Origin of the sequence: Streptomyces sp. NPDC058464 (assembly GCF_042721035.1) — a bacterium.
Taxonomy (GTDB): Bacteria; Actinomycetota; Actinomycetes; order Streptomycetales; family Streptomycetaceae; genus Streptomyces.
This window is the reverse complement of the sequence record NZ_JBHXMA010000002.1, coordinates 124,761-151,445: the sequence shown is the minus strand read 5'-3', so window position 1 is coordinate 151,445 and position 26,685 is coordinate 124,761. Positions and strand designations below refer to the sequence as shown.

General features: G+C 73.3%; 26 protein-coding genes. 10 read left to right on the top strand and 16 right to left on the bottom strand.

The genetic code is table 11. The features are described from left to right. From ACFWPQ_RS03630 to ACFWPQ_RS03605, 6 genes are read left to right on the top strand one after another with little or no spacing between them, the layout of a single operon-like run. Nucleotides 1-588: a hypothetical protein gene (locus ACFWPQ_RS03630; RefSeq protein ID WP_384029550.1), complete on the top strand. Its 588-nt coding sequence runs from the start codon at nucleotides 1-3 to the stop codon at nucleotides 586-588. A 30-nt stretch (nucleotides 589-618) separates the two neighbouring features. Further along, nucleotides 619-2,835, top strand: a complete 2,217-nt coding sequence (gene pabB / locus ACFWPQ_RS03625) for an aminodeoxychorismate synthase component I (protein ID WP_384029548.1) — start codon at nucleotides 619-621, stop codon at nucleotides 2,833-2,835. Next, nucleotides 2,832-4,343, top strand: a complete 1,512-nt coding sequence (locus ACFWPQ_RS03620; protein ID WP_384029546.1) for an AMP-binding protein — start codon at nucleotides 2,832-2,834, stop codon at nucleotides 4,341-4,343. The genes pabB and ACFWPQ_RS03620 overlap by 4 nt, the downstream gene beginning before the upstream one ends. Before the next feature lie 23 nt (nucleotides 4,344-4,366). Next, nucleotides 4,367-5,926, top strand: a complete 1,560-nt coding sequence (locus tag ACFWPQ_RS03615; RefSeq protein ID WP_384029544.1) for a class I adenylate-forming enzyme family protein — start codon at nucleotides 4,367-4,369, stop codon at nucleotides 5,924-5,926. Further along, nucleotides 5,923-7,101, top strand: a complete 1,179-nt coding sequence (locus tag ACFWPQ_RS03610; RefSeq protein WP_384029542.1) for an FAD-dependent monooxygenase — start codon at nucleotides 5,923-5,925, stop codon at nucleotides 7,099-7,101. Before ACFWPQ_RS03615 ends, ACFWPQ_RS03610 begins: the two co-directional genes overlap by 4 nt. Nucleotides 7,102-7,130: 29 nt before the next feature. After that, on the top strand, nucleotides 7,131-7,916 hold the full coding sequence (locus ACFWPQ_RS03605; protein ID WP_384029540.1) for an aminotransferase class IV: 786 nt from the start codon (nucleotides 7,131-7,133) through the stop codon (nucleotides 7,914-7,916). Between the two features lie 146 nt (nucleotides 7,917-8,062). On the opposite strand, the gene ACFWPQ_RS03600 is transcribed toward ACFWPQ_RS03605, so the two are convergent. After that, nucleotides 8,063-8,551, bottom strand: a complete 489-nt coding sequence (locus ACFWPQ_RS03600) for a carboxymuconolactone decarboxylase family protein (RefSeq protein ID WP_384029538.1) — start codon at nucleotides 8,549-8,551, stop codon at nucleotides 8,063-8,065. Between the two features lie 64 nt (nucleotides 8,552-8,615). Continuing rightward, nucleotides 8,616-10,052, bottom strand: a complete 1,437-nt coding sequence (locus ACFWPQ_RS03595) for a PLP-dependent aminotransferase family protein (protein WP_384029536.1) — start codon at nucleotides 10,050-10,052, stop codon at nucleotides 8,616-8,618. A 47-nt stretch (nucleotides 10,053-10,099) separates the two neighbouring features. Here ACFWPQ_RS03595 and ACFWPQ_RS03590 point away from each other — a divergent pair, with 47 nt between their 5' ends. Further along, nucleotides 10,100-10,597, top strand: coding sequence for a carboxymuconolactone decarboxylase family protein (locus tag ACFWPQ_RS03590; RefSeq protein ID WP_384029534.1), 498 nt, complete (start codon nucleotides 10,100-10,102; stop codon nucleotides 10,595-10,597). Further along, nucleotides 10,594-11,304 (top strand): isocitrate lyase/phosphoenolpyruvate mutase family protein, encoded by a 711-nt coding sequence (locus ACFWPQ_RS03585; RefSeq protein WP_384029532.1) that lies wholly within the window; start codon nucleotides 10,594-10,596, stop codon nucleotides 11,302-11,304. The genes ACFWPQ_RS03590 and ACFWPQ_RS03585 overlap by 4 nt, the downstream gene beginning before the upstream one ends. A 33-nt stretch (nucleotides 11,305-11,337) precedes the next feature. Here the strand turns inward: ACFWPQ_RS03585 and ACFWPQ_RS03580 are convergent, their stop codons facing one another. The 7 genes from ACFWPQ_RS03580 to ACFWPQ_RS03550 all read right to left on the bottom strand — a co-directional run bounded on the left by ACFWPQ_RS03580 (nucleotide 11,338) and on the right by ACFWPQ_RS03550 (nucleotide 17,359). Further along, a complete protein-coding gene (locus tag ACFWPQ_RS03580; protein WP_384029530.1) occupies nucleotides 11,338-12,027 on the bottom strand; it encodes a DUF2637 domain-containing protein in 690 nt (229 codons plus the stop codon). 22 nt (nucleotides 12,028-12,049) lie between these two features. Then, nucleotides 12,050-12,229 (bottom strand): hypothetical protein, encoded by a 180-nt coding sequence (locus tag ACFWPQ_RS03575; protein WP_361283186.1) that lies wholly within the window; start codon nucleotides 12,227-12,229, stop codon nucleotides 12,050-12,052. 214 nt (nucleotides 12,230-12,443) lie between these two features. Next, nucleotides 12,444-13,265 (bottom strand): hypothetical protein, encoded by an 822-nt coding sequence (locus ACFWPQ_RS03570; RefSeq protein ID WP_384029528.1) that lies wholly within the window; start codon nucleotides 13,263-13,265, stop codon nucleotides 12,444-12,446. Nucleotides 13,266-13,602: 337 nt separating this feature from the next. Then, nucleotides 13,603-13,953, bottom strand: a complete 351-nt coding sequence (locus ACFWPQ_RS03565; protein ID WP_384029526.1) for a hypothetical protein — start codon at nucleotides 13,951-13,953, stop codon at nucleotides 13,603-13,605. Further along, a complete protein-coding gene (locus ACFWPQ_RS03560; RefSeq protein WP_384029524.1) occupies nucleotides 13,943-15,724 on the bottom strand; it encodes a hypothetical protein in 1,782 nt (593 codons plus the stop codon). Before ACFWPQ_RS03560 ends, ACFWPQ_RS03565 begins: the two co-directional genes overlap by 11 nt. Before the next feature lie 110 nt (nucleotides 15,725-15,834). Beyond that, nucleotides 15,835-16,395 (bottom strand): DUF664 domain-containing protein, encoded by a 561-nt coding sequence (locus tag ACFWPQ_RS03555; protein WP_384029522.1) that lies wholly within the window; start codon nucleotides 16,393-16,395, stop codon nucleotides 15,835-15,837. 10 nt (nucleotides 16,396-16,405) lie between these two features. After that, entirely contained in the window at nucleotides 16,406-17,359 is a 954-nt protein-coding gene (locus ACFWPQ_RS03550) for a LysR family transcriptional regulator (protein WP_384029520.1), read from the bottom strand. 95 nt (nucleotides 17,360-17,454) lie between these two features. Here ACFWPQ_RS03550 and ACFWPQ_RS03545 point away from each other — a divergent pair, with 95 nt between their 5' ends. Continuing rightward, the gene (locus ACFWPQ_RS03545) at nucleotides 17,455-18,858 is read left to right on the top strand and encodes an MFS transporter (protein ID WP_384029518.1); all 1,404 of its coding nucleotides are present in this window, start codon (nucleotides 17,455-17,457) and stop codon (nucleotides 18,856-18,858) included. Between the two features lie 40 nt (nucleotides 18,859-18,898). After that, nucleotides 18,899-19,585, top strand: a complete 687-nt coding sequence (locus ACFWPQ_RS03540) for a siderophore-interacting protein (protein ID WP_384029516.1) — start codon at nucleotides 18,899-18,901, stop codon at nucleotides 19,583-19,585. A gap of 69 nt (nucleotides 19,586-19,654) precedes the next feature. Here ACFWPQ_RS03540 and ACFWPQ_RS03535 read toward each other — a convergent pair whose 3' ends face one another. The 7 genes from ACFWPQ_RS03535 to ACFWPQ_RS03505 form a co-directional block, all read right to left on the bottom strand. Beyond that, nucleotides 19,655-20,644: a malate dehydrogenase gene (locus ACFWPQ_RS03535; protein WP_362562976.1), complete on the bottom strand. Its 990-nt coding sequence runs from the start codon at nucleotides 20,642-20,644 to the stop codon at nucleotides 19,655-19,657. A 342-nt stretch (nucleotides 20,645-20,986) separates the two neighbouring features. Further along, entirely contained in the window at nucleotides 20,987-22,024 is a 1,038-nt protein-coding gene (locus ACFWPQ_RS03530; protein ID WP_384029514.1) for a DUF2690 domain-containing protein, read from the bottom strand. A gap of 345 nt (nucleotides 22,025-22,369) precedes the next feature. After that, on the bottom strand, nucleotides 22,370-22,840 hold the full coding sequence (locus tag ACFWPQ_RS03525; protein ID WP_384029512.1) for a helix-turn-helix domain-containing protein: 471 nt from the start codon (nucleotides 22,838-22,840) through the stop codon (nucleotides 22,370-22,372). Between the two features lie 424 nt (nucleotides 22,841-23,264). Further along, on the bottom strand, nucleotides 23,265-23,948 hold the full coding sequence (locus ACFWPQ_RS03520) for a response regulator (RefSeq protein ID WP_384029510.1): 684 nt from the start codon (nucleotides 23,946-23,948) through the stop codon (nucleotides 23,265-23,267). Further along, on the bottom strand, nucleotides 23,945-25,108 hold the full coding sequence (locus ACFWPQ_RS03515) for a sensor histidine kinase (protein WP_384029508.1): 1,164 nt from the start codon (nucleotides 25,106-25,108) through the stop codon (nucleotides 23,945-23,947). The genes ACFWPQ_RS03520 and ACFWPQ_RS03515 overlap by 4 nt, the downstream gene beginning before the upstream one ends. A 261-nt stretch (nucleotides 25,109-25,369) precedes the next feature. Then, the gene (locus ACFWPQ_RS03510) at nucleotides 25,370-25,798 is read right to left on the bottom strand and encodes a DUF3017 domain-containing protein (protein WP_384029506.1); all 429 of its coding nucleotides are present in this window, start codon (nucleotides 25,796-25,798) and stop codon (nucleotides 25,370-25,372) included. Then, complete coding sequence (locus tag ACFWPQ_RS03505; RefSeq protein WP_089099330.1) at nucleotides 25,788-26,642, bottom strand: bifunctional methylenetetrahydrofolate dehydrogenase/methenyltetrahydrofolate cyclohydrolase; 855 nt, start codon at nucleotides 26,640-26,642, stop codon at nucleotides 25,788-25,790. Before ACFWPQ_RS03505 ends, ACFWPQ_RS03510 begins: the two co-directional genes overlap by 11 nt. Between the last annotated feature and the right edge of the window lie 43 nt (nucleotides 26,643-26,685).

Here is a 26,685-nt window from a genome sequence, read left to right as displayed (position 1 = left end):
GTGACCAGTAATCCCGTCACCGTCACCGTGGCCTATCACGTGATGCCGGGTCGCGAGACCGACTTCCACTCGTGGGGGTGGGCCATGCTGGGCGCGAGCGCCCGCCGGCCGGGGTTCCTCGGTGGCGGCGTCCTAGTCGACCAGGAGGCGGAATGGCATGTCGTGTATCGGTTCGCCACCGAAGACACCGCTCTGGCCTGGGAGAACTCCCCAGATCGCGGAGAGTGGGAGATCCGCGCGGACGGCATCGCCCGGCCCACCGGGCGCCGTAGCGTACGGGGGTCGAAGGAGTGGTTCGACTCGCTGGCCGGGCCGCCGCCCGTGCCACCGCCGCCCGTCCCTCCGGCGAAATGGAAACTGTGGTTCATCAACATGAGCGCGGTGTTTCCGCCGGTCCTCCTCTTCAACATCATCGTGATTCCGCATCTCAGCGGACTCAATCCACTCATCCGCACCCTGGTGCTCTGCCTCTGCGTGACAGCGCTTGTCACGTGGATTCTCATGCCGCGACTTCAGCGTTTCTTCAAGAAATGGCTGTATCCCCCGCTCCAGGCGCTGCGCGGGCGGCACAAACGACGGGCCGCATAGGCCCGGGAACGACCCGAGGGAGGTGGGCGGGTGAAGACCCTGCTCATCGACAATTACGACTCGTACACCTACAACCTGTTCCAGCTGATCGCCGAGGTCAACGGCGAGGAACCGGTGGTGATCCGCAATGACGAGCCGGCACCGCCCGCTCTCGCGGGGTTCGACAACGTGGTGGTGTCTCCGGGGCCGGGGCATCCCGGAGACAGCCGTGACTTCGGCATCAGCGCCCGGCTGATCGCCGAGGCGACCGTCCCCGTCCTCGGGGTGTGCCTGGGCCACCAGGGCATCGCCCTCGGGGAGCGGGCCCGGGTGGTGCCCGCCCCGCAGCCGCGGCACGGGCACCTGACCAGAGTGCGGCACGACGGGCGGGACCTCTTCGAGGGGCTGACCCAGGACTTCACCGCCGTCCGCTACCACTCCCTCGCGGTGCACGAGCCGCTGCCCGCCGCCCTGGAGGCCACCGCGTGGGCCGAGGACGGCGTCCTGATGGGGCTGCGGCACCGCGAACGGCCGCTGTGGGGCGTGCAGTTCCACCCGGAGTCGGTGCTCACCGAGTACGGCCACCGCATGCTCGTGAACTTCCGCAACCTGACCGCCCGCCGCGCCCGCCGGGCCCGTACCAAGAACACCGCCGTCCCGCCGACCGAGGCGGCGATCCCCCGGCCGAGGCCCGCGGCGAGCGCGGTGGACACGGTCGGCACGGTGGGCACGGCCGTCCCCCGCCCCCGTCCCCGCCCCGGCATCCCCCGCCCCCGCCCCCGCCCCGGCGAGGTGCCCGCCTACCGCCTGCACACCCGCCAGGTCGCCGGCGCCGTCGACACGGAGGCCGCCTTCGGCCGCCTCTTCGCCGCCTCGCCCCGCGCGTTCTGGCTGGACAGCTCGCTCGTCGAGAAGGACCGCGCGCGCTTCTCCTTCCTGGGCGACGACAGCGGCCCGCTCGCCGAGTTCGTGCGCTACGACGTCACGGCCGGACGGTGTGTGGTCGAGCGGGCCGGACGACCGCCGCGCAAGGTGTCCGCGAGCGTCTTCGACTACCTGAAGCGGCAGCTGAGCAGTCGCCGGGTGGACGCGGACGGGCTGCCCTTCGACTTCACCGGCGGCTATGTCGGCTACTTCGGCTACGAGACCAAGGCCGACTGCGGCTCCCCGAACCGGCACCGCGCCGAAACCCCGGACGCCTGCTGGCTGTTCGCGGACCGCCTGATCGCCGTGGACCACGAGGAGGACGTCACCTACGCGGTCTGCCTGGCGGAGGACACCCCGCAGGCCGCACGGGCGGCCGCGGAGTGGCTGGCGGACACGCTGGCCCAGCTCAGCTTCCTGGCGCCGGACGCGCCCCGGCCGGCCCCGCCCGTCGCAGCGGAGCCGGACCTGGAGGCCGCCGAGCCCTGGCTGGTGCGCGACCGGGCCGCCTACCTCGCCGACATCGAGGCCTGCCGACGGGAGTTGCGGGCCGGCACCAGCTACGAGGTCTGCCTGACCGACGCGGCCCGGCTGCCCGCCCCGCCCGACCCGTACGCCTTCTACCGGGAGCTGCGCCGCGTCAACCCGGCGCCGTACGCGGCCCTCCTGCGCTTCGGCGACCTGGACGTGGCCGGTTCCTCGCCGGAGCGGTTCCTGCGGATCAACCGGGACGGGGTCGCCGAGGCGAGGCCCATCAAGGGAACCGCACCGCGGGGGGCGACGCCGTTCGAGGACGAGCGGCTGCGGGACGCGCTGGCGGCCGACGCCAAGACCCGCGCCGAGAACCTGATGATCGTCGACCTGCTCCGCAACGACCTGGGCAGGGTCTGCCGTACCGGAACCGTCCGGGTCCCCCGTCTCATGGCCACCGAGTCCTACGCGACCGTGCACCAGCTGGTCTCCACCGTGACCGGACGGCTGCGGGCCGGGACGGACGCCGTGGACTGCGTGCGCGCCTGCTTCCCGGGCGGGTCGATGACGGGCGCCCCGAAGCTGCGCACGATGGAGATCATCGACTCGCTGGAGACCGAGGCCCGGGGCGTGTACTCGGGGGCGCTCGGCTACCTCGGGTGCAGCGGCGGCGCGGACCTGAACATCGTCATCCGTACGGCCGTGATCGCGGACGGCCGGATGCAGCTGGGCGCGGGCGGGGCGATCGTCCTGGACTCCGACCCGGCCGCCGAGTACGACGAGATGCTCCTGAAGACGGCCGCGCAGATGCGGGCGCTGCGGGAGCACACGGCGCCGGTCGCGGCGGACGCCGTGGAGGAGGCCGCCCGATGACCCAGGCACCCGCCGTCACCACCACCGCCAACCTCGCCGCCCGGCTCACCGGTCTCGCCCGGCGGCACGGCTGGGACGACCGCCCCGCCTTCCACCAGGGGCACCGCGCCTGGACCCATGGCGAGGTGCACGATCTCGGGGCGCGGACCGCGACGGTCCTCGCCGGGCACGGCGTCGGCCCCGGCGACCGGGTGGTGCTCGCGCTGCCCGACTCGATCGCCTGGGTGGTGGCCTTTCTCGCCCTCGCCCGGCTCGGCGCGGTGGCCGTCCCGGTCAACCCGGAACTCCCCAGGGCCGACCACGCGTTCATGGCCTCCGACACGGAGGCGGTGCTGTGCCTGACGGGACCCGGTCTGGAGGACCGCTTCGCCAGACAGGTCCGCCTCGGCGCGGACCAGCTGCTCGCGCTCGCCCCCGCCGCCGCACCGGCCCCCGCCCACCCGGTCGACGCGGACAGCCCGCTGTACGTCCAGTACACGTCCGGGACGACGGGCAGGCCCAAGGGCGTCGTGCACACTCACGCCCACCCCGCCGCGTACCACGACCTGATCGGGCGGCGGCTGCTCGGGATCACCGAGGACGACGTGACCCTGTCGGTGTCCGGGCTGTACTTCGCGTACGGCTTCGGGAACGCCTTCGTCTTCCCGCTCTTCTCGGGCTCCAGCGCCGTCCTCGCGGACCGGCGTCCGAACCCGGCCGCCGTGGACGAGCTGATCACCCGGCACCGGGTGACCCTGCTGTACTCGGTGCCGTCCGCGTTCGCCGCGCTGGTCGCCGACCGTGGCAGCGGGCACCAGGCCTGCTTCACCTCCGTACGGGCCGCCGTGTCGGCCGGCGAGGGACTGCCGACCGGTCTCGGCGACCGGGTCACGGAGCTGCTGGGGGGCGCACCGGTCCTCGAACAGATCGGCTCCACCGAGGCCGGGCACGCCTTCTGCGCCAACAGCCTGGCCCACGACCACCCGGGCACCGTCGGCCGTCCCGTCCCCGGCTTCGAGGTGGAGCTGCGCGACCGCGACGGGCGGGTGGTGCCGGACGGCCACGAGGGCGAGCTGTGGGTGCGCGGGCCGACGGTGACGCCCGGCTACCTGAACCGGCCCGAGGACACCGCGCGCACCCTCGTGGACGGCTGGCTGGCCACCCACGACCGGGCGGTCCGCGAACCCGACGGCGCCTACCGGCACCTGGGCCGCAGCGACGACATGGAGATGGTCGGCGGGATCACCGTCTCCCCGCTGGAGGTGGAGGCCGTGCTGCGCACCCATCCCGGGGTGCGCGAGGTCGCGGTGGCGGCCGTGCCGGACGCGACCGGCACCGGACGGCTGCGCGCCTTCGTCGTCCCCGCCGCCACCCCGGCGCCGGACGGGCTCCCGGACGAACTGCTGGCGCTGGCCCGGCAGCGGCTGGCCGCCTTCAAGGTCCCGCGCAGCGTCAGCCTGCTGCCCTCCCTGCCCCGCACGTCGTCGGGGAAGCTCCGCCGCCATCTGGTCCGCCGGGGCGCGTGGTGACCACGACTGAAAGGACCGTCTCCATGCAGGAATCGCAGGAGTCCCTCATCGGCGACCGCGGGTTCTACCTCGGCCCGCTGTTCCGGCGGGCGGCCCAGCGGCACGGCGGGGTGTTCGTCACCCTGGACCGGCCCCTGGACACCCACCCGGACCTCGGCGTCCGTCTGAGCTATGCGGAACTGGCCGACGCGGTCGAGGAGTTGTCGGCCCGGCTGTGGGCCGCCGGGGTGCGGCCCGCCGAGCAGGTCGTCGTGCACAAGACCGACAACGTCGACATCGTGCTGCTGACCTGCGCCGTCTCCCGGATCGGCGCGGTGCCGGTGCTGCTCTCGCCCGCGCTGTCCGGCGAGGTGGTCGGCAAGCTGCTCCCCAGACTGCAGCAGCCGTGGCTGGTCACGGACGGGGCCAGGCTCAAGGACCTGGAGGTCGCCGGCCTGGTCCGGCAGACCCTCACCGTCGACAGCGTGCCCGGCGTGGTGTCCCTCACCGAGCACACCGGCGCGAAGGTCCCCGCGCCGATCCGGCTGCACCCGCGCGAACCCGCCCTGATCACCCACAGCTCCGGCACCACCGGCGTCCCCAAACTCGCCGTGCACTGCCCGCAGACCATGTGGAACCGGCTGGTCCCGCAGCAGGCGATGGGCTGGCCCACCCGGGGCGAGGTCGCGGCCCTGCACATGTCCTTCGTGCACTCCCGCTTCTACCACCTGCTCGGCGTCCTGCTGCACTACGGCAGCCCGCTGCTGCTGATCACCGACCCCGACCCGGCGAAGGTCGGCCCGATGCTGGCCCGGCACCGCCCGGGCATCGTCGAGACCCACCCCAACACCTTCGTGCTGTGGGAGGAGCTGGCGGACGCGCCCGGCGCCCCGCTGTCGCGCGTCAGGTCGTACGGCTCGACGTTCGACGCCATCCACCCGCGGACGGTACGACGGCTCCTCGACGCCTCGAAGCGCCGTAACCCGTGGCTGCTGCAGCTGTACGGGCAGAGCGAGACCGGACCGGTCGCCTTCCAGTGGTTCACGCGGCGGAGCGCGGCCCGCGCGGACGGGCGGCGGGTCGGCATCGGGATCCCGGGCTTCACCCGGGTCCGCGTCACCGGCCCCGACGGCCTGCCCGCCGCGCCCGGCACCCCCGGCCGGATCGAGGCCCGCACCCGGGGCCGCATCCTCACCTACCTCGGCGCCCGCGAGCAGTACGAACGGCAGCTGGACGGCGAGTGGTGGCAGATGGGCGACATGGGATACCTGAGCCGGCTGGGCGCGCTGTACCTGATCGACCGGGAGATCGACCGGATCGACTCCGTGCACAGCAACCTGGAGGTCGAGGACACCCTCATGGACCGGCTGGAGGAGCTCCGCGAGGTGGTCATCGTGCCGGGCGCGGACCGCGAGCCGGTGCCGGTGGTGTGCGTGCGCGGGGAACGGCCGCTGGACCCGGAGCGCTGGCGGGCGGCGACCGCCGACCTGCCCGCGATGGCGGAGCCGAGGCAGTGGCGGTTCGAGGAGCTGCCGATGACGGCGACCTGGAAGGTGAAGCGGGTGGAGATCACCCGGATGCTGGCGGAGGGGGTCCGCGCGTGACCCCGGTCGTCGTGGTCGGCGCCGGTCCGGTGGGCCTGTCGGCGGCGCTGGCGCTCCGCGCGCACGGCCTGCAGGCCATGCTCCTCGAAGCGGACCCCGAGGAGCGCGAACGGCCGGGCAGCCGGGCCCTGTTCGTGCACCGCGAGACCCTCGCACTGCTCGACGCGATGCGACCGGGACTCGCCGCCGAGATCACCTCGTACGGCCGGACCTGGCACACCAGAAGAACCCTGTACCGGGGGCGGGAGGTGTACTCCCGCACCTTCCCGCCCCCCTCCGGCCCACCGCCCTTCACCAGCCTGCGCCAGCTCGACACCGAACGCTTCCTGCGGGAGGCCTGCGCGGCGGCGGGCGTGGAGTTCGTGTGGAACGCACGGGTGATCGGCGTCCGCACCACCGCCTCGGGCGTGTCACTCAGCTGCGCCGACGGCCGGGAGCTGACGTGCGGGCACGTGATCGCGGCGGACGGCGCCCGCTCCGCCGTCCGGGCCGGGCTCGGCATCCCCATGGAGGGCACGCACGGCGAGGGCTTCCACGTGGTCGTCGACGTGGCGGACCGGCCCGGCGCCGAACTGCCCCTCGAACGGGTCTTCCACTACGAGCACCCGGCCGTCGGCGGCCGCAGTGTGATGCGGGTGCCGTTCACCGGGGGCTTCCAGGTGGACCTCCAGTGCCATGCCCACGACCGGGTGGAGGAGTACGGCACCGCGGAGGCCGTCCGCCGCTGGCTGCCCGGGGTGGTCGGCGAGGGACACGAGGAATACGCGGACCGGATCCTGTGGGTGTCGACGTACCGCTTCCTGCGCAAGGTCGCGGCCTCCTTCACCGACCCGCACCGCCGGGTACTGCTCGTCGGGGAGGCCGCACACCTCTTCCCGCCGTTCGGGGCGCGGGGCATGAACAGCGGGATCGCCGACGCGGCAGCGGCGGCGGAGGCCGTCGCGACCGGCACGGTGGCGGACTTCGCGGCGGTACGGCGGGCCGCGGCCCTGTTCAACAGCGAGGCGGCCGGGGCCGCCCTGGACCATCTGCGGCCCCGGCGGCGGATCGTACGGCTGCGGCAGCGCGCGGCGGCGGCGCTGGCGCCGGTCCTGCCGTCCTGCGGATCCTGGCTGGAGCACGCGCCGTACGGGCCGCGGGGCGGGGCAACGGCGTCGGCGGGCCGGAAATACTGAGCGCGGCGGAGAAGGAGCAAGGAGGCGTCATGACACGACCGGCCGTGACCGAAGGCCTGCTGACATGGTCGCCGCGCGCCGGACTGCGGCCTGCAGGGGACGCGGACGAACCATTGCTGGTCGCGGACTCCTGGCTGGTGCGGGACGGCAGGGTGCGCGGCCTGGACCGGCACCGGGACCGCTTCGTGCGGTCCTGCGGCGAGTGCGACGGACCGCCGGCCCACCGGATGCTGGAGTTCTGGCGGGACATGACGGCCGCGCTGCCCCGCACCGGCGCGTGGTTCCCCCGCGTCGAGCTCACGCCCCACCACGTGCGGTTGCGCCTGCGGCACGCGCCGCCGCTCGGCTCCACGGTCGAGGTCTGGGCGGTCGGCCGGCCCGATCCGCGTACCGTGCCCCGCCGCAAGGGCCCCGACCTGGACACCCTGGCCCGGCTGCGCGCCCGGGCGGTCGAGGCGGGGGCCCAGGAGGCGGTGCTGGTGGGCCCGTCCGGGGTGGTCCTGGAGGCGGCCACCACCAGCGTCCTCTGGTGGGAGGACGACACCCTGTGCCTGCCGCCACCACGGCTGCCCGTGCTGCCCGGGGTGACCCTCGCACTGATCCAGGAGCGCGCGGAGCGCACCGGCATCCCCGTCGCCCACCGGGAACGGACCCTGGCCGGCCTGGCGGACCACGAGGTGTGGCTGGTGAACGCCCTGCACGGCATCAGACCGGTGACGCGTTGGGTGGGCGGCCCGTGGAACGCCGGTAAGGCGGTACGGGCACCTGAGTGGCGGGAGTGGCTGGACGGGGAGGCGATGACGCCCCTTCTTTAGGGGCGCGGGGCTGTATCGATATGCGGCTCCGCCGCGTGGGCGCGACCAGCCCCCACCCCACCCGCAGCCGAAAAACAACCGCCCCCCTGCGACGCAAATGAAAACCGGCCCGGCAATATCTCACCGGGCCGGATATCAGGCTTCTTTTATTCGGCCCGCTTGGGCTGATAAGCCCCCGGCACCATCCGCGTCGCAATGGCGATCCGGTTGTACGCGTTGATGACGGTGGCCGCCCAGACGAGCGCCGCGAGCTGCGCCTCGTCGAAGATCCCGGCGGCCTCGGCGTAGACGTCGTCCGGCACGTGGCCGTCGGCGACGAGAGTGACCGCCTCGGTCAACGCCAGTGCGGCACGCTCCCGTTCGGTGAAGAAGGGGGTCTCCCGCCACGCGTTCAGGGCGTAGATCCGCTGCTCGGTCTCGCCCTGCGCGCGAGCGTCCTTCGTGTGCATGTCGAGGCAGAACGCGCAGCCGTTCAACTGGGAGGCGCGTATTCTGACCAGCTCGAGGATTTCCGGTTCGACCTTGGCGTCCTGGGCCGCGGTGACGGCGGCGGCATGGAGGGAACCCATGGCCGAGGAGACGTCCGGGGTGATTTTCTTGAGGGCCACGCGGGAAATCTGATCGCCATTGCTCATGGGGATGACTATAGCCTCCGGAATTGAATTAAGGAGGCGATCACGGGAGCCGCCGCCGGGGAATTCAGGCGGCGCCGGTCACGGCCGGGTCGGACAGCACCGCGCACAGGATGTCCAGCGCCCCCGACCAGGCGTGGTCGGGCGGGGTGCCGTAGCCGAGGACGAGGGCGTCCGGGGGTGCGGTGGCCGCGTCGGGGTGGCGGTGGCGCGGGGTGAGGCCTTCGAGGGCGAGGCCGCGGGCCGCGGCTGCCCGGATCACCCGGCGCTGGGTGCCGGGCGGCAGCCGCAGCACGACGTGCAGGCCCGCCGCGATGCCGGTGACCCGGATCGCCGGGGCGTGCTCGGCGAGGGCCCGGACGAGGGCGTCCCGGCGCCGCCGGTAGCGGGAGCGGGCCGCGCGGACGTGCCGGTCGTAGGCACCGGAGACGATGAACTCGGCCAGCGTCAGCTGGTCCAGCGCCCCGCAGGTGTCCACACCGCCCTTGACCGCCGTCACCTCCCGGGCCACGGCCGGCGGCAGCACCATCCAGGCCAGCCGCAGCGCCGGCGCCAGGGACTTGCTGGCCGTGCCCAGGTAGACGACCTCGTCGGGGGCGAGTCCCTGGAGGGCGCCGACGGGCCGGCGGTCGTAGCGGAACTCGCCGTCGTAGTCGTCCTCCAGGACCAGGCCGCCGGTGCGGCGCGCCCAGTCCACGACGGCCGCCCGCCGGTCGTGGTGCAGCGGTACGCCCATCGGGAACTGGTGGGAGGGCGTCAGCAGTACGGCGGCCGCTCCCGGGGCCGGCTCCCGGGTGTCCGTGCCGAGTTCGTCGAAGGGCAGCGGGGCCTGGCGGAGACCGGCCGCGGTCAGCAGCTGCCAGTGCTCGTCGAGGCCGTACGACTCCACGGCGACCGTGTCCGCCCCGCGGGCCCGCAGCAGCCGGCCGAGCAGGCTCAGGCCGTGGGCGAACCCGGCGCAGATCACGATGCGTTCGGGGTCGGCGCGGACGCCCCGGGCGCGGGCGAGGTAGGCGGCGAGCTCGGTGCGCAGTTCGGCGCGGCCGCGTGGATCGCCGTAGCCGAAGGCCTCGTTGGGGGCGGCGGTGAGGGCGCGGCGGGCGGCCCTGAGCCACTCGGTGCGGGGGAAGGCGGAGACGTCGGGGAAGCCGGCGCGCAGGTCGTAGACGGGCCGGTGGGCGGCCGTACCCGCGGGGGTCTCCGCCTGCCGCACCGGCACCACACCCGTCGCGACCCGGGTGCCGGAGCCCTGCCGGGCGGTGAGCCAGCCCTCGGCGACCAGGTCGGCGTAGGCGTCGGCGACGGTGTTGCGGGCGATGGCCAGATCGGCGGCGAGCGAGCGGGAGGAGGGCAGCCGGGTGCCGGGGAGCAGCCGGCCGCTGTGCACGGCCTCGCGCAGGGCGTCGGTCAGGCCCCGGCGCAGGCCCGGACCGGCGGCCGGTTCCAGGTGGAGGTCGATGCCCAGCGTGGCCCGGGCAGGGCGGGTGGCCCACGTTTTCTCCATGGAAATGGACCATACCCCTGGGCTGCCTGGCACCTAGTGTCGGCATCATGAGCAGCCAGGAAAACGCCGAGTACGCCCCCGAGCACACCCCCCGCCTCCCCTGGGCCCAGCACGCGCCCGAGGTCTACAGGGCGATGGTCCGGCTGGACGGAGCCGCCCGTAAGGGGCTGGACGCCAAGCTGTTCGAGCTGGTGAAGATCCGCGCATCGCAGCTCAACCACTGCGCGTACTGCCTCGACATGCACACCAAGGACGCGCTCGCGGCGGGCGAGAGCATCCAGCGCATCGTCCAGCTCAGCGCGTGGGAGGAGTCGAAGCACTTCTACACCGAGCAGGAGATCGCCGCGATCGAGCTGACCGAGGCCGTCACCGTGCTGACCGACGGCTTCGTGCCGGACGAGGTCTACGAGCGGGCCGCCAAGCAGTTCGACGAGGTGCAGCTGACGCAGCTGATCGCCTCGATCATCGTGATCAACTCCTGGAACCGGTTCGCCGTGACGACCCGGATGGTCCCCGGGCACTACACGCCGGGCCAGCACGGATGAGCAAGGCCGGCACCTTCCGGGCCCTGCACCACGGGCGCCCGCCGGGAGACCCCCTGATCCTGCCCGGCCCGTGGGACGCGGCGAGCGCCCGGGCCCTGGTGGCGGCCGGGTTCCCGGCGCTGGCGACGCCCAGCGCCGGGGTCGCGGCGAGTCTGGGGTACGCGGACGGCGAGACCCCGGCGGCGGAGATGTTCGCGGCGCTCGCGCGGATCACGCGGGCCGTGGACGTGCCGGTGTCCGCGGACGTGGAGGACGGCTACGGGCTGGCGCCGAAGGAGCTGGTCGAGCGCCTGCTGGAGGCCGGGGCGGTCGGCTGCAACCTGGAGGACTCCGCCGGGGGCGTCCTCAAGGACCCGCACGAACACGCCGAGTGGCTCGCCGAGGTCCGTTCGGCCGCCGGTGACCGGCTGTTCCTCAACGCCCGCGTCGACACCTTCGCACGCGGGGTCACCGACCCCGGCCGGGCGATCGAGCGGGCCGCGCTGTACGTCGCGGCCGGCGCCGACTGCGTCTACCCGATCGACGCCCCGACCGCCGTACTCCCTCTTCTCCGCTCCGGCATCGAGGGCCCGCTGAACATGTACGCCCGGCCGGACGGCGCGAGCCCCGCGCCCGCCGAACTCGGCGAACTCGGGGCCACGAGGATCACGTTCGGCCCGGGACTGCTGCGCCTGGCACTGCGCTCGGTCCAGCGGGTCCTGGCCTAGGACCCGGCCGGTCCTGGCCCTTTCGTGCTCAGGTCAGGACGTGGCGCTCGCCGATTCGGCGGGCACGGCGTGCCGGGGCCGGCCCCTGGTCGAGATCTGACCGACGAGCTCCCAGAAACAGACCAGGGCGGTGACGGGCGGGATCCCGAAGATCACTAACGACAACAGCGCATGGGAGGAGTGGCTGACGCACAGCCCCACGGCCACGACGGAGGCGACCAGCACCACACACCAGGACCGGCGCGCGCTCCGGCGCTGCGCGGTGGCCCGCAGGACGGACAGCGCCGCCACGAACCACGGGCCGTAGACCGTCAGCGGCCAGTACTGCGCCAGCCCGCCGGGGAGCACCGACGAGGCGATGCCGCGCAGCTGCGCGTAGGAGTAGCAGACGGACCAGGCCAGCATGGACACCGCGCACACCGAGACCGCCGCGATCAGGAGCGTGATGTGGGTGACGCTCCGGCCGCCGTCGAGCAGGTGCGAGTCGTGGCGGACCCGTCGGCGGCTGGCCCGGCGCTGAGCCGGCACGTCCACCAGGGTGGGGGCCGCGGCCACACCGGTCGGGGCGGACAGTATCTGCGCCAGCTCCTCCACCGGGTCCCAGTCGTTCGCCGCGACCCCTGGCTCCGGGACACCCCAGGTGTGGTCGTAGAGACCGGGATGGTCGTAGAAGCCGGTGTGGTCGTAGAGCCCCGGACCCGGGTCGTGCTGAATCCCGTCCATCGATTAACCTCCGCACCCTGTCTCAGAACGCCGCGTACAGATCCGCCAGGGTCCGCCGATATTCGTTTTCCATCGCATTGATTCTCTTCAGGAAATCATCGAGCAAGTCCGAGCATGAGGTGATATCCATACCACCGGGCCAGCGCAGCACGGTTGTCGGATGATCTTCGGCTGCGCACCAGTCCAATCGCGTCACGGTCACCTAACGACCGTCGCACGGGGCGGGACTTGGAGCGTTCGGGGGAATTCAGTCACCCGGAAGAGAAGTTATAGAATACTTACCGATTCACAGTTGAAGAAATTTTGAATATGCGGGCGATTACTCTCCGTGAATATTGAAACTAAAGGAACGACGATGTGACCGGTGCGACGGCCGGTGCGACGGCCAGTGCGACGGCCAGTGCGAGGCCGGTGCCTCAGTCCGCCGCCGGATCCGCGTCGCAGGCCGTGTCCGGCGGGCAGAACCAGTCCACCGCCGTCGTCAGAGCGGCCAGCTCGTCGTCGCGGCCGTCGGAGTCGGGGCCGTAGGAGGCGATGGCGTAGACCCTGCCGTCCTGCGCGACGAACCGCTCGTCGTAGACGTGCCAGGTGCCGACGTCCGGCTCGCCGCTGATCGCCCCGGCCAGGTACTCCAGGCGGGCGCCGGTGAACGGGCCGTCGACGAGGTCGGTGAGGCCGAGCTCCTCGAAGCCGTCCGGCTTGGGGGTCCCGTCGGAGAGGTAGAGCTCGAAGGAGGCGTCCGGGGAGTCCTCCGCGACCTGGTAGACCTGCAGCCGGTGGGTGCCGTCGGGGCTGCGGTAGTTGACCACGTCGAATCCGTACGAGGAGGCGGCGGTGGAGCGCGTCCAGCCCTCGGGGACGGCGGTCCGGAAGCCCTCGGTGTCCTGACGCAGCTCGTATCCCGCCGACGGTGACGGCGACGGTGTCGGTGACGGTGAGCCGGGCTCCGTGGGCGACCCGGTGGTCTCGGTGCCGGTCAGCACGGAAGGGGTCGGGGTGACCGAGGCGCCGGCCGCGGCGGGCCTGTGCCCGTCCCCCTTCCCGACCACCAGCGTCAGCACCAGGCTCACGGCCACACCGACGACGGCGGCCCCGACGACGACCGACCACACGACCCTGCGACCGGGCCACCGCCCCGCCGTCGCCACCCGGCCCGGCTCGACGGGCGCCCACCCGGCACCGGACGCCCAGGAGGCCTCGCCCCCGGCGGACCCCGACGGCACGGGCGCCGTGGGCATCGTGGGCGCCCCGGGCGCTGCCACGGACGGCTGCACCGGCTCCGGCACCCCCGGCCCCACGGCAGCCGCCCAGCCCCCGCCCCCGTCCGACCACCACTCGGTCGCCGGGGCGGGAGGCACGGCCGGGACCGGTGGCGGAGGTGTTGCCGCGGCCGGTGGCGGCGCCGGCGCGGTCGGCGTGGGTATCGGCACACTCGGCGGCGGTGCCGGCACGCTCGGCGGCGGTGCCGATGCCGGCGCCGGTGCCGGTGCCGGGGTGGGACGGGCCGGGCCCTCCTCCCAGCGTTGGGTGTCCTCGTTCCAGTGGCGTGATCCCCCGTTGGTCATGGCCGCCCTCTCACAGTCCGAGCAGGCCGGCCAGGGCGCCCGCCGAGGCCAGGACGTTGAGCAGGGCCTGGGAGTCGGTGAGCAGGGCGCGCAGGCGTTCCCGGCGGGTGGGGCCCGCCTGGCCCGTGCGGGCGATCTCCTCCTCGGTCTCGGCGAGTGCCGCGCCCAGCGCCGCCGTCTGCTCGGTGCCCCGCACCCGCTCCAGGTCGGCCCGCAGCTCCCGGATCGCGGCGAGGAGTTCCTCGTCGGCCCGGTCGCCCCCGGTGCCGTGGTGGTGGCTCTCGGCATGCGCGTGGCTGCCGATGGCGAACGTACTCCCCGTCACGTTCCCCATGCTGACCTGCGGTTCCTCACCGGCCATGGGTGTCGGCCCCCTTCTCCTGTACGACGCTGGTGGCGGTGGCGTGGCTGCCGACCGCGAACGTGGAGCCCTCGACCCGGCCGATGCTCACGTCGTTGCTGACATTGACGATCTTCTGGACGAACTCGCCGGTCTCGTACCCGGCGTCGGCGAGCGCGGCCCGTACGCCGTTCGCCACCCGGTCCTGGATGCTCCGCAGATAGCGGGCGACGTCCATCTCCTGGAAGTGGGATCCGACGTCCACCGAGGCCAGTTCGCGCACGGACAGCGCGGGCCCCTCGGGCAGCGCGCCCGCGTGGCCGCCGGTCAGCAGCCGCCAGACGTACACCGCGCCCCGGCCGAGCTGGACCAGCGAGCGGCCCACGGAACCGGGGACCAGGACGAGCGCGGCGGCCGTCTTGCCCACCCAGTTGTTGTTCCGGAACCGGTGGGCGACGCGGTCCGCCTCCTTGAAGTCCGCGCGGACCGGGGTCAGTACGTGCGGGGCGATCTCCAGGACGAGCATCCGGCCCTGGGTGTGGATGCGCACGAACACCGTGACGACCAGCTCCTCATCCCAGCCGTCGACCCGGATGCGCAGGAAGTGCCGGCGCTTCTCGGCGCCCTCCTCGACGGCCCGCGCCCGGTGCTCGGCGAAGGCGTCCGGGGTGTAGGGCGCCTGGTCGCGGCTGAGCAGCCCCTCGGCCGGGAGGAACACGCACTCGTCGATCTCCAGCTGGCGCAGCCGGTCCCGGACGCCGGGTCCGGCGTACTCGGCGGGGATGCGGAGCCGTTCGAGCAGCGGGCGGATCCGCTCCAGGACGGCGCGGTTGCTGAGCGGCTGCTGCTCCTTCTTCAGCTCGTCGCGCCGGAGTTCGACGGCGAGCACCCAGGTGCTGTAGGCGGTGCCGGCCCCGCAGAACGGATCGGTCTCGTTGTACATGATCAGCGGGGCGTGCTGTTCGGTCCGGATGCGCTGCCTGATCCGCTGGAAGCGGGGGCTCTCGGCCTTCTCCGCGGGGTCGTTCGCCGCGTCGGGGAAGCGCTGCGGGGAGAGTTCGCCGGCCAGGGCCCGGCTGAACCGGGTGCGCTGGGCGTGCCCGCACAGGGCGATGCCGGCCAGCACGGCGAGCGCGAGCCAGGCGTGCCAGGGCTTCGCGAGACCGCCGAGGTCGCCGCTGCCCGGGACCAGCAGGTCGGCGTAGCTGGTGGAGTCCGAGTAGCTGGAGCCGTAGTAGCCGTCGTCGGAGCCGTACGACTGGTACGACGTGCTGCCGCTGTCCGAGCCGCCGCCGAACGCGACGACCAGGGTCAGGATCAGGGCGGTGGTGAAGAACGCCCGGCCCCACCAGCGGACCAGGAAGGCGCCGATCGCCCGGTACAGCGGCGGCACCACGGTGAGCCCCTGGATCCAGGGGGCGACGGCGAGCGCGATGCCGGGCAGCAGGAACAGGGCGAGCAGCCAGCCGCTGAGCGGCAGCCCGACCGCCCACAGCCCCAGGATCGCGGCGGCCCACAGCAGTTCCTGGCGGCGGGCGCGCAGGGCGTGGGCGAGGACGCGGGCGGCGTCGAAGCCGAGCGAGGGGGCCACGAACCGCTGTTCGTTGAGGTCGAGTTCCTCGATGACCCGGTCCCGGTAGGCAGGGTCCAGATAGGTCCCCGCGCACAGCAGCCGGGTCGCCTCACTGGCGTACGGCGGCACCCCCGGCTGGGCGGGCGGGGCCGGTTCGGGCGTCGCCCGCTGCGGCTGTTGCGGCTGTTGCGGTTGCTGCGGCACGTAAGCAGTGCTCACGCGATCCCCCGATGCGTGTGAAGTGTGTTGTTGGACGTCGAGTTGACAAACCATCAGCATAGGGGGACGGCGGTGACCAGCGGAACGGAAATGTCGGAAGACGCCGCTGGTCAGAAGTCGGCCGGCGGGTCCTCCCCCACGCGCCCGTCGATCGACTCCCGGATCAGGTCGGCCTGTCCGACGTGCCGCGCGTACTCCTCGATCATGTCGGTCAGCAGCCGGCGCAGGCTGGGCCGCGCGCCGGTGCGGGAGACGTAGGCGATCAGGGCACCGGCGTCCCCGTCGGCCGCCGCCCGGCGTATCGCGGCCCGGGACCGGGCCACCGCCGCCTCCCACAGCGCGTACAGCTCCTCGGGGCTGTCGGCGGCGGCCGATCCCCACTCCCAGTCGGGCTCGGCGTCCCAGTCCACCGCGTCCCACGGGGCGGGGAGCTTCTCCCCCAGCAGCCGTACGGTGAAGTACTGGTCCTCCACCAGGGCGAGGTGTTTCAGCAGCCCGCCGAGGGTGAGGGCGGAGGGCGCGAGCCGACGGCCGAGCGCCGCGGCGTCGAGTCCCTCGCTCTTCCAGGCGAAGGTGCGCCGCTGCCGCTCCAGGGAACCGATCAGGGTGTCGAGTTCGGTTCCGGCGACGGGCGGTTCCCACCAGACGGCCGACCGGGTGTCATCAGTCATGCCCCGAAGGTTACGGTCCGCCACTGACAACGTCCCCGGAACCGCCGCCGACCAGCAACTCCCTTACGCAGCGCCGCAGCCAGGCGTGCGCCGGGTCGGCGTCGTGGCGCGGGTGCCAGGCCAGGCCGAGAGGGATCGGCGGCAGCGGCAGCGGGACCTCGAAGGTGGTGAGGCCCAGGGCGGTGGCCAGCGGGACCCCCCAGGAGCTGATCAGACCGATCAGGTCGGAGTCGCGGAGCACGAAGAGGGAGGCCGGGAAGGTGCCGACGGTCCCCACCACATGGCGTTCCAGGCCGAGTTCCGCCAGTGCGGCGTCGACGGGGCCGTGCAGCTTGCCGCGCCGCGAGACGTTCAGGTGACCGGCCGCGGTCGCGTACCGCTCGGGCGTCACTTCGCCGGCCAGCAGCGGGTGTCCGGAGCGTACGACGCCGAGCATGCGGTCCTCGTGGAGCCGCTCCACCCGCACCTCGGGCGCGGTGGTGTCGATCGCGCCGACCTCCAGGTCGGCGGTGCCCTGCCGCAGGTACGGCAGGTCCACGTGGGCCTCGGCGAGGAAGCGGATGCGGATGCCGGGCGCCTCCGCGGCGGCCCGGGCGAAGAGGGTGGCGGCCTGGGTGCCGGCGATGGCGTCGGAGCCGATGATCGTGAACGTCCGGGAGACGGTCCGCAGATCGGTGTCCCGGCCCGGCGCGAACAGCGCCCGCGCCCGTTCCACCACCGCGCTCACCTCGGCGCGCACGGCCAGGGCGTGCGGGGTCGGCACCATCCCGCGTCCGGCGCGCACCAGCACCGGGTCGCCGAGCGCCCGGCGGATCCGGCCGAGGGTACGGCTCATGGCCGGTTCGGACAGGTGCAGCCGCCGCGCGGCCCCCTGCACGCTCTGCTCCTCCAGGAGGACGTCCAGTGCGACCAGCAGGTTCAGGTCGAGGCTGCCGGGAGAACCGGTGGATTGCGTCATACGCATTCGCCCCTTGCAAAGGTTGCACTGGAAAGCAGGCCAGCGCCGACCCTACGGTGACAGGGCATCCCACACCACCCACCAGCTCCCCGGGAGGAGCCGTGCCCTCGCACGCCCTGAAACGCCCCGTCCTGCTCGTCCTGTGCGCCTGCGTGCTGGTCGCGCAGAGCATGGTGGCCGCCATCAACCTGCTCATCCCCGAACTGGCCGCCTCGTCCCTGCACCCCTCGCACAGCGAGATCCTGTGGACCGTCGACGCCTACGTCATCGCCTTCGCGGCCCTGCTCGTCCCGGCCGGCGCGCTCGGCGACCGGTACGGCCGCAAGGGCGCCCTGCTGGCGGGCCTCGCCCTGTTCGCGGCGGGCGCGGCCACCAGTGCGCTCGCGCCGGATCCGGCCGTGCTCATAGCGGGCCGCGGCCTGTCCGGCGCCGGGGCCGCCCTGATCACCCCGGCCACCCTGTCGATCCTGGTCCACCTCTCCGCCCCCGAGCAGCGCGCCCGCGCCCTCGCCTCCTGGACCCTGGCGCTGGGCCTGGGCGGCGCGGCCGGCAACCTGGGCGGCGGCCTGGTCGGTCAGTTCCTGTCCTGGCGGGCCCTGTTCGCCGCGATGGTCCCGCTGGCCGCGCTGCTCGCCCTGGCCGTCGCCGTCGTCACCCCGCGCACCGAACGCTCCGCGCGCAGCAACCCGGACCCGCTCGGCACCCTGCTCCTGACGGCGGGCCTGGTGGCGGTGCTGTTCGGCATCATCGAGGGCACCACGTACGGCTGGACGTCGGCGCCCATCCTCGGCTCCTTCGCGGCGGGCGCCGTCCTGACCGCCCTGTTCACCGCGCACGCCCTGCGCGCGCCGCGCCCCCTCTTCGACCCGCGCGTCTTCGCCTCCGCCCGGCTGCGCTCGGCGTCCCTCGGCACGGCGGCCGGCTTCTTCGGCCTCTTCTCCCTCTTCTTCGTCAACTCGCAGTACCTGCAGGGCGTGAAGGGCTACGACGCGGCCGTGACCGGCGTCGCCATCATGCCGCTGACGATCGGCATGGCCCTGGTCCCGAGGCTCGCCGCCCGCTGGGCGGGCCACCCGCGCGCGGTCGTCGGCGCCGGGCTCGCCCTGATCGGCCTCGGGCTGCTCGGCGCCTCCACCGTCGACGCGGCCACGCCGTACTGGACGTACGCCTGCTGGCTGCTGGTCATCTCGGTGGGCACCGGTCTGTCGATGCCGGCCCTCACCCTCGGCGTGGTGAGTTCGCTCCCGCCGCACCAGGCGGGTCTCGGCTCCGGGCTCGGCACCACGGCCCGCGAGACCGGCGCGGCCCTCGGGGTCGCGGTCACCGGCACGGTCCTGTCCGCACACGGCGACCTCGCCTCCGGGATGGGCCCCGCCCTGCGTACCGTCGCGCTGCTGGTCCTCGCGGCGACGGCGATCGTGGTGGCCGGTCACGGCCGCCGCACCCCGACACGCACTATCGCGTCCGAGCCGGAACGCGTACTATCGCGTTCTACCGGCGCCTGAGCAACTCCCCGCACACTACGGCCCGTTGAGGAGCCCCCCGATGCCCGCCCTCCTGAACCCCGTCCTCGACCTGCTGACCCTGCGCGGCACCGTCACCGAGGCCGAACAGATCACCGCCCGGATGCGCCGCCTGCGCATCGACGGCGACCAGCTCGCCGGCCTCGACGTCCGGCCCGGCCAGCAGGTCCGGGTCCTGGTCACCGGCCTGACTCTCCGCACCTACTCCGTCTGGCGTTACGACCCGTCCGGCGTCGTCGAGCTGTGCGTCCTCGACCACTCCGAGGGCGGACCGGGCGCCCGCTGGGGCCGCACCGTCGAGGCGGGCGAGCAGGTACGGCTGCGCAAGCCGGAGGGCACCTTCACGCTGCGCCCCGACGCCGCCCACCACGTCTTCGTCGGCGACGAGACGGCCGCGGTCGCCTTCGGCGCCATGCTCGCGGCACTGCCCGAGGAGGCCCCGATCTCCGGGTGCGTCGAGACGGAGACGGCCGCCGACCGGCTGCCCCTCCCCCACGCGGAGCGGCTCGACTGGCTGCTCAGGACCGAGACCTCGCTGCCGGAGGCGGTACGGCGGCTCGCTCCCGAACCCGGCGGTGTGGCGTACGTCGCCGGGGAGGCACGGGCCGTGCAGGCGGTGCGGAAGGTGCTGGTCCAGGAGGCGGGTTGGGACCGGCGCGCGGTGCTCACCAAGCCGTTCTGGACACCGGGGAAGCGCGGGATGGAGTGACACCGCGGGCACGGCGACGGGCCCCGCTCCGGAGGGATCCGGAGCGGGGCCCGTCGGGGTGCGGGAGGCTCAGATGAGACCGAGGGCGCGGACCGCGTCGCGCTCCTCCGCCAGCTCCTGCACCGACGCGTCGATGCGGGCGCGGGAGAACTCGCTGATCTCCAGGCCCTGGACGATCTCGTAGACGCCGTCCTTGGTGGTGACCGGGAAGGAGGAGATCAGGCCCTCCGGGACGCCGTAGGAGCCGTCCGACGGGATGCCCATGGAGGTCCAGTCGCCGTCGGCGGTGCCGTTGACCCAGGTGTGCACGTGGTCGATGGCCGCGTTGGCGGCGGAGGCCGCGGAGGACGCGCCGCGGGCCTCGATGATGGCCGCGCCGCGCTTCGCGACGGTCGGGATGAACTCCTCGGCCAGCCACTTCTCGTCGTTCACGACCTCGGCGGCGTTCTTGCCGGCGACCGTGGCGTGGAAGATGTCGGGGTACTGGGTGGCGGAGTGGTTGCCCCAGATCGTCAGGCGCTTGATGTCGGCGACCGTCGAGCCCGTCTTCTTCGCGAGCTGGGTCAGCGCGCGGTTGTGGTCGAGGCGGGTCATCGCGGTGAAGCGCTCGGCCGGTACGTCCGGCGCGGCGGCCTGGGCGATCAGCGCGTTGGTGTTGGCCGGGTTGCCGACGACCAGGACCTTGATGTCGTCCGCGGCGTGGTCGTTGATGGCCTTGCCCTGCGGCTTGAAGATGCCGCCGTTGGCCTCCAGGAGGTCACCGCGCTCCATGCCCTTGGTGCGGGGGCGGGCGCCGACCAGAAGGGCGACGTTGGCGCCGTCGAAGGCGACGTTCGGGTCGTCGGAGATGTCGATGCCCTGGAGCAGCGGGAAGGCGCAGTCGTCGAGCTCCATCGCGGTGCCCTCGGCGGCCTTGAGCGCGGGGGTGATCTCCAGGAGGCGGAGCCGGACCGGCACGTCCGCGCCGAGCAGCTGGCCGGAGGCGATGCGGAAGAGCAGGGCGTAACCGATCTGGCCGGCCGCGCCGGTGACGGTGACGTTCACGGGAGTGCGGGTCATGGCGTTCTCCGTATGACAGCTGGCGGTGGGCGTCCTTGCCCTGGGTGCCCTGGGGTGCGGACGTACAAATGATCGATCTCTTGGTATCAAGAGATCCACCGGTCAGGCTATCGCGCATCAAGGATGCCGGAGGGCGAGGGGTCGGTGTGGCTCACCCCACAAAACTCCCCCCGCGAAAGAGGCGGCCGCCTGCCCGGGAGAGGTGGGACAGGACGGCCGCCACTCGGGGGTACCGGATTCCGGACTCCCGTGGGGGGATACCTTCCGCGTGCCCAGGAGAGCGGCCCGCATTCCTGCGTGCCGCCGGTTTCTTCGCCGGACAGGCTGCCGTGGTCACGCTTCCTACGTCGTGCACCCCTGCTGCCCCGAGGCCAGCGTCGCGCACGCCTTCGCCTGTGCCGCGTCCCGCACCGCCACCATCGGCGTGTACGCGATCGTGTCGCCGGCGGCCGTGATGGAGCCGCGTTCCGTGCTGGTGCCGGCCGTGACCCGGACCGAGTCGCCCTGCGCGGCCCCGGTGATACGGCCCCACGCGGCGCCGCAGGTCCTGCTGTAGCGGACCTCCAGGGTGGTCGCGCCGACCGCGACGGTCTTGGCGGTGGTCACGAGGTCGCCGCTGCACCCCATGGCCTCCGCGTCCTTGCCGGTGCAGCCGGCGCCCGCGCACTTCACCCCGGCCGGGAGCCGGCTGCTGGTGCCGGTGGAGGGGGTGGCCGAGGCGCCGCTGCCCTGGTTCTTCTTCCCGTCGCCGTCGCCCCCGGTGAGGAAGAGGACCGCGGCGATGACCACGGCCACGCCGACGACCCCGGCGAGGAACATCGTCAGCCGCCGCCTGCCGCCGCCGGGCGGGGCCGCAGGCGTGGCCGGGCCGCGGGAACCCGCGCCCTCCCGGCGGTTCGCGTCGGGTGCCGTCGGCTGGGGCGGGATGGTGGGCGAGACACCCGCCGGCCCGGCGATCCCCGGCATCGCCACGGCGCTGCCCGCCCGGCGCGGCGCCTTGCCGCCGGCGGTGGTGGTCGTGGACGTGGCGGGCGGCGCCCCGAACTCCCCGAGCGCGGCCCGCGCCTGGGAGATCCGGATCGCCTCCATGGTCATGTCGTGGCGCATCTCCGAACGGCTCCAGGCCCGTTCGGCCAGCTCCCACATGGTCGTGAGGTGGACGGGATCGGTGTCGGTGACCTCGGCGAGCGCGACGACCGCGCCCTTGGGCGCCAGCAGGCGGCCGTTGAGATAGCGCTCCCAGGACGTCTTGGCGTAGCCGGTGCGGTCGGACAGTGCCGCGACGCTCAGCCCGCCGCGGTCCACGAGCCTCCGCAGCTGGGTGGCGAACTCCTTGACCTGCGGATCGAGTTCATCCGGCAGGGCTTTCCAACGAGGCATTGCTTCCCCCCTCTTTCCCCCGGTCCTCTTTCCCCCGGTTCGGTGCCGTGTCTTCCCCCGCGCTCCCCGCGCGCGGTGCCCCCGCGCCGGTCCCCGTTCTGGCTACCCACCGGAATGCGGCGACCCCGGCGGACAGTCCCCGAGCAGGGGGCGCACAGGAGCACTGACCCGTCCGGCATGCACCGTCGCACGCCGCCCGCCGTACGGTCCAACGGGCCGTCGACTCGTCCAGATTGGCCACGTTAGCCCGGCTGTGAGTCGGCTTCGTGACATATCCGCGAACTTGTCAACACATCGACACACCGGTCATCCAGCCGTGACCTCACAGGCCACAGAGCGCTCAGCTCACCCGAGAGCCACGGCACCGACGACCGCCACCAGGAGCAGCGCGAGCAACAGCAGGACCGCGTACAGCAGCAGACGGCCGTGCGCGCGGGACGCCGGGTCCGGCTCCGGCCGGTCCCACCACGGGAGGGTCGGGTCGTCCTCGTACCCCTCCGCGTCCCCGGCGCCCGCCGGGCGGTCCGGCCCGGTCGCCGGGCGCGGCCAGGCCTGGACGGCGAGTTCCCAGCGCACGGCGTGCCGTTCGGCGTCGGCGCCGGCCAGGCCCGCGACCCGGCACAGCGCGACGACGGCCTGGCGGGGCGGCGGCTGCACGGCGTTGAGGTAGCGCTGCCAGGAGGACTTGCTGTACGCGGTGCGGGCACCCAGCGCGACCAGGCTGAGGCCGGTGTCGTCCTTGAGGAGCCGCAGCTGCTCCACGAAGTGCCGCACCTCCGGCGGGAGTCCCTCCGGCAGCGGCTGCCAGCCGCCCATCACGCACCTCCACGGCCTGCCCCGTTGCCAGTTCGTTGCCAGTTCAGAGCGGGTGACGACGGCGGGCGGCCCGACGGTTCCCGCAGGCTGTGGCAGTACGGGCGGCCCGTAGCGGAACTGTCACCTCTCTGCCACAGCCGACGGACAGCCGTTGAACAGCCGCGCCACGGTGGGAAGGCTGATTCAGGACGGCGGTCCGTCCTGCTCGGGGGAGGGGACGGGCCGCCTTTCGGACAGACCACGGACCGGACCACCCGACAGACCACGGACCGGACCACGGACCGGACCACGGACCGGACCACGGACCGGACCACGGACCGGACCACGGACGGGACCACCGGACGGGATCGCCGGGCGGACCAGCGACCGGCCCGCCGACAAGACCGCCGCCCAGGCCGTCGTCGGTTCACCGGTCGGTCACCGGTCAGCTCGCGGGTCCGCCCGGCGTCACCAGCCCCGTCTCGTACGCCACCACCACCGCCTGCGCCCGGCTGCCCAGGTCGAGCTTGGTCATGGTGCGGTTGAGGTGGGTCTTCACGGTCGCCTCGCTGATGTAGAGGCGGTCGGCGATCTCCAGGTTGGACAGCCCGCGCGCGGTGAGCTTGAGGACCTCGACCTCGCGGGAGGTCAGCACGTCGAGGTCGGGCGGTGGTCCGGCGTCGGGGCCGAGGCCGGGGCCGTGCCGGTGGGCGAAGGCCTCGACCAGGCGCCGGGTGACGCTGGGCGCGAACAGGGCGTCACCGCCGGCCACCGCGGTGACGGCGGCCAGCAGCCGTTCGGGGCCGGAGTCCTTGAGGAGAAACCCCGAGGCGCCGGCGCGCAGCGCGCCGTACACGTACTCGTCGAGGTCGAAGGTGGTGAGGACGAGGATGCGGGGCGCGGGACCCTCCGCCCGGGCGAGGATGCGCTCGGTGGCCTCGATGCCGTTGACCCCCGGCATCCGGATGTCCATGAGGACGACGTCGGGCCGGGTCTCGGCGGCCAGCCGCACCGCCTCCGCACCGTCCCCCGCCTCACCGGCCACCTCGAATCCGGGGGCCGCCTCCAGCAGGCCCACCAGGCCGGCGCGGATGAGGAACTGGTCGTCGACCACGAGCACTCTGGTCATCCGGTACGGTCGTCCCCCCGCCGTGCGAGTGCGGCCGATGTCGGCAGGGTCAGCTCGACCGCGAAGCCGCCCTCGGAGCGTGGGCCGACGCTGATCGTCCCGCCGTAGAGCTTGGCCCGCTCACGCATGCCAATCAAGCCATGTCCGGCGCCCGTTGACACTCTGTCCGAATTCACCCCCTCTCCGTCGTCGAGGACGGACACGGTCAGCTCGTGGGGCCCGTACCGGAGCAGCACACGCGCGTGGGCGCGGCCGGCGTGCTTGAGGACGTTGGTCAGCGCCTCCTGGACGACGCGGTAGGCGCACAGCTCCACGCCGGGCGGCAGCGGCCGGGGAGCGCCCTCGACCACGAACTCGACGGGCAGTCCGCCGGCCCGCACCCTCTCGACGAGCTCGACCAGCCGGTCCAGCGTCGGCATGGGGGCGCGCTCGGCGGCACGCGGATCCTCGTCCCTGAGCACCTGGAGCATGCGCCGCAGCTCGTCCAGGGCCTCCCCGCTGGTGTCGGCGATGGTGCCGAGCGCCCCGCGCGCCTTGCCCGGATCGGACTCGAAGACGAACCTGGCGAGCCCCGCCTGCACCGAGATCACCGACATGTGATGGGCGACGACGTCGTGCAACTCCCGTGCGATCCGCCCGCGTTCCTCGACGACCGCGCGCCGGGCCCGCTCGGTCTGCTCGGCCCGCAGATGCCGGGTGAGCGCGGCGGACCGCTGCGCGAGATGCCCGAACCAGACCAGCACCGAGCAGTACAGCAGTGCCTGCATGACGACCGACGGCATCGAGGAGTTGTCGGTGACGATCCCCGCGTACAGCCACATGCCGGTCATGCAGGCCGCGCAGCCGACGGCGACCCGGACCGGCCGTACCGAGGCGATGGTGTACAGCGCGAGCATGGAGCCGAAGGTGCACACCACGGGCCAGAAGCCGAGGCTGACGTAGACGATCGAGGCGCCCTGCATGACGGCGAAGACCGCGACCGGCCACCGCCCGCGCAGGGCGACGGGCAGCTGCGCCAGCCCGATCAGCGCGTACGCCCGCGCGTCCAGCTGCGGCCACCCCTGTGTCGGCGACTCACGCCCCAGCAACACGGCCATCACGACCGTCATGCACGCGATCAGCGTGTCGACGGCGAGTGGGGGCGGGTTCCGCGGTCGCATCGCCGCAGCGTAACGCGGGGCCCGCGGAGAGCGAGTCAATCGCCCGACGTACCGCGGAAGTTGTAGGGGGTTCAACCGGAGGTGGGATTCGCGAACGGACCCGGATCCCTACCTTCGAACCGGGGGGAGGAGGCCCGCACCCACCGGGGGAGGTGCGGGCCATGCCCTGCTCTTTTTGGGGGCGCGGGGCTGTATCGGATCTGCGGCTACCGCCGCGCGGGCGCGACCAGCCCCCGCGCGCCCGCAGCCGACGACGAATCCTCAGCTCTTCATCGTGAAATGCAGCGTGTCCTTCAAATAAGGGATCACCAGCCACGGCTTCGGCTGCGCCATCAACGCCAGCAGCACGATCGCCAGCCCCAGCACCCCGTACGTCGCGATGTCCGTGAACCGCGACCGGACCGCCAGCATCCCCACGCTCGGCAGTATCCACCGCATCACCGCCCCGGCCAGCAGCGCCGCCCCGATCAGCAGCGCCCCGATCCGGAACTGGTCCAGCGAGGTCAGCAGCAGCCCCACTCCGACGCTCGCCAGTACGACCAGCATCGGCCACTGCCGGGCCGGCGCCGGCAGATCACCCGACGCGGCCCTGCCGCCCCCTTCGGGGCGCGCGGTGTCCCGGGTGAACAGCGGGAAGCGCCGGGTCGCCCGGCGCCCCGCGCCCTGCTCGTGACCGCGGTCAGCCGACACTGCGCTCCGCCGCCTCGACCACGTTGACGAGCAGCTGCGCCCGGGTCATCGGCCCGACACCGCCGGGGTTCGGGGAGATCCATCCGGCGACCTCGGCGACCCCGGGGTGCACGTCGCCGACGATCTTGCCCTCGGCGTTGCGGGAGACGCCGACGTCGAGGACGGCGGCACCCGGCTTGACGTCCTCGGGACGGATCAGGTGCGGGGAGCCGGCGGCGGCGACGATGATGTCGGCGCGCTTCAGATGCGAAGCGAGATCCCGTGTACCGGTGTGGCACTGCGTGACCGTCGCGTTCTCGCTGCGCCGGGTGAGCAGCAGCGGCATCGGACGCCCGATGGTCACGCCCCGGCCGACGACCACGACCTCGGCGCCCTTGATCTCGACGCCGTGGCGGCGCAGCAGGGTGAGCACGCCGTTGGGGGTGCAGGGCAGCGGCGCCGGCTCGCCGAGGACCAGCCTGCCGAGGTTCATGGGGTGCAGGCCGTCGGCGTCCTTGTGCGGGTCCATCAGCTCGAGGATGCGGTTCTCGTCGATGCCCTTGGGCAGCGGGAGCTGGACGATGTAGCCGGTGCAGGCGGGGTCGTCGTTGAGCTCGCGGACGACCGCCTCGATCTCCTCCTGGGTCGCGGTGGCCGGGAGTTCGCGCTGGATGGAGGCGATGCCGACCTGCGCGCAGTCGCGGTGCTTGCCGGCGACGTACTTCTGGCTGCCGGGGTCGTCCCCGACGAGGATCGTGCCGAGGCCGGGCGTGACGCCCTTCTCCTTCAGCGCCGCCACGCGGGCGGTCAGATCGGACTTGATCGCGGCTGCGGTGGCCTTGCCATCGAGAATCTGGGCGGTCATGGCTCCATCCTCGCGGATAGCGGCCTCCCGGTTCCAGTCGGGT

Bases quoted from the DNA above. Each gene is read 5' to 3' on its own strand.
- ACFWPQ_RS03620 (WP_384029546.1), top strand. From the start codon at position 2,832: ATGACCCAGGCACCCGCCGTCACCACCACCGCCAACCTCGCCGCCCGG.
- ACFWPQ_RS03615 (WP_384029544.1), top strand. From the start codon at position 4,367: ATGCAGGAATCGCAGGAGTCCCTCATCGGCGACCGCGGGTTCTACCTC.
- ACFWPQ_RS03605 (WP_384029540.1), top strand. From the start codon at position 7,131: ATGACACGACCGGCCGTGACCGAAGGCCTGCTGACATGGTCGCCGCGC.
- ACFWPQ_RS03600 (WP_384029538.1), bottom strand. From the start codon at position 8,551: ATGAGCAATGGCGATCAGATTTCCCGCGTGGCCCTCAAGAAAATCACC.
- ACFWPQ_RS03595 (WP_384029536.1), bottom strand. From the start codon at position 10,052: ATGGAGAAAACGTGGGCCACCCGCCCTGCCCGGGCCACGCTGGGCATC.
- ACFWPQ_RS03590 (WP_384029534.1), top strand. From the start codon at position 10,100: ATGAGCAGCCAGGAAAACGCCGAGTACGCCCCCGAGCACACCCCCCGC.
- ACFWPQ_RS03585 (WP_384029532.1), top strand. From the start codon at position 10,594: ATGAGCAAGGCCGGCACCTTCCGGGCCCTGCACCACGGGCGCCCGCCG.
- ACFWPQ_RS03580 (WP_384029530.1), bottom strand. From the start codon at position 12,027: ATGGACGGGATTCAGCACGACCCGGGTCCGGGGCTCTACGACCACACC.
- ACFWPQ_RS03570 (WP_384029528.1), bottom strand. From the start codon at position 13,265: ATGCCCACGGCGCCCGTGCCGTCGGGGTCCGCCGGGGGCGAGGCCTCC.
- ACFWPQ_RS03565 (WP_384029526.1), bottom strand. From the start codon at position 13,953: ATGGCCGGTGAGGAACCGCAGGTCAGCATGGGGAACGTGACGGGGAGT.
- ACFWPQ_RS03555 (WP_384029522.1), bottom strand. From the start codon at position 16,395: ATGACTGATGACACCCGGTCGGCCGTCTGGTGGGAACCGCCCGTCGCC.
- ACFWPQ_RS03550 (WP_384029520.1), bottom strand. From the start codon at position 17,359: ATGCGTATGACGCAATCCACCGGTTCTCCCGGCAGCCTCGACCTGAAC.
- ACFWPQ_RS03540 (WP_384029516.1), top strand. From the start codon at position 18,899: ATGCCCGCCCTCCTGAACCCCGTCCTCGACCTGCTGACCCTGCGCGGC.
- ACFWPQ_RS03535 (WP_362562976.1), bottom strand. From the start codon at position 20,644: ATGACCCGCACTCCCGTGAACGTCACCGTCACCGGCGCGGCCGGCCAG.
- ACFWPQ_RS03530 (WP_384029514.1), bottom strand. From the start codon at position 22,024: ATGCCTCGTTGGAAAGCCCTGCCGGATGAACTCGATCCGCAGGTCAAG.
- ACFWPQ_RS03525 (WP_384029512.1), bottom strand. From the start codon at position 22,840: ATGGGCGGCTGGCAGCCGCTGCCGGAGGGACTCCCGCCGGAGGTGCGG.
- ACFWPQ_RS03520 (WP_384029510.1), bottom strand. From the start codon at position 23,948: ATGACCAGAGTGCTCGTGGTCGACGACCAGTTCCTCATCCGCGCCGGC.
- ACFWPQ_RS03515 (WP_384029508.1), bottom strand. From the start codon at position 25,108: ATGCGACCGCGGAACCCGCCCCCACTCGCCGTCGACACGCTGATCGCG.
- ACFWPQ_RS03505 (WP_089099330.1), bottom strand. From the start codon at position 26,642: ATGACCGCCCAGATTCTCGATGGCAAGGCCACCGCAGCCGCGATCAAG.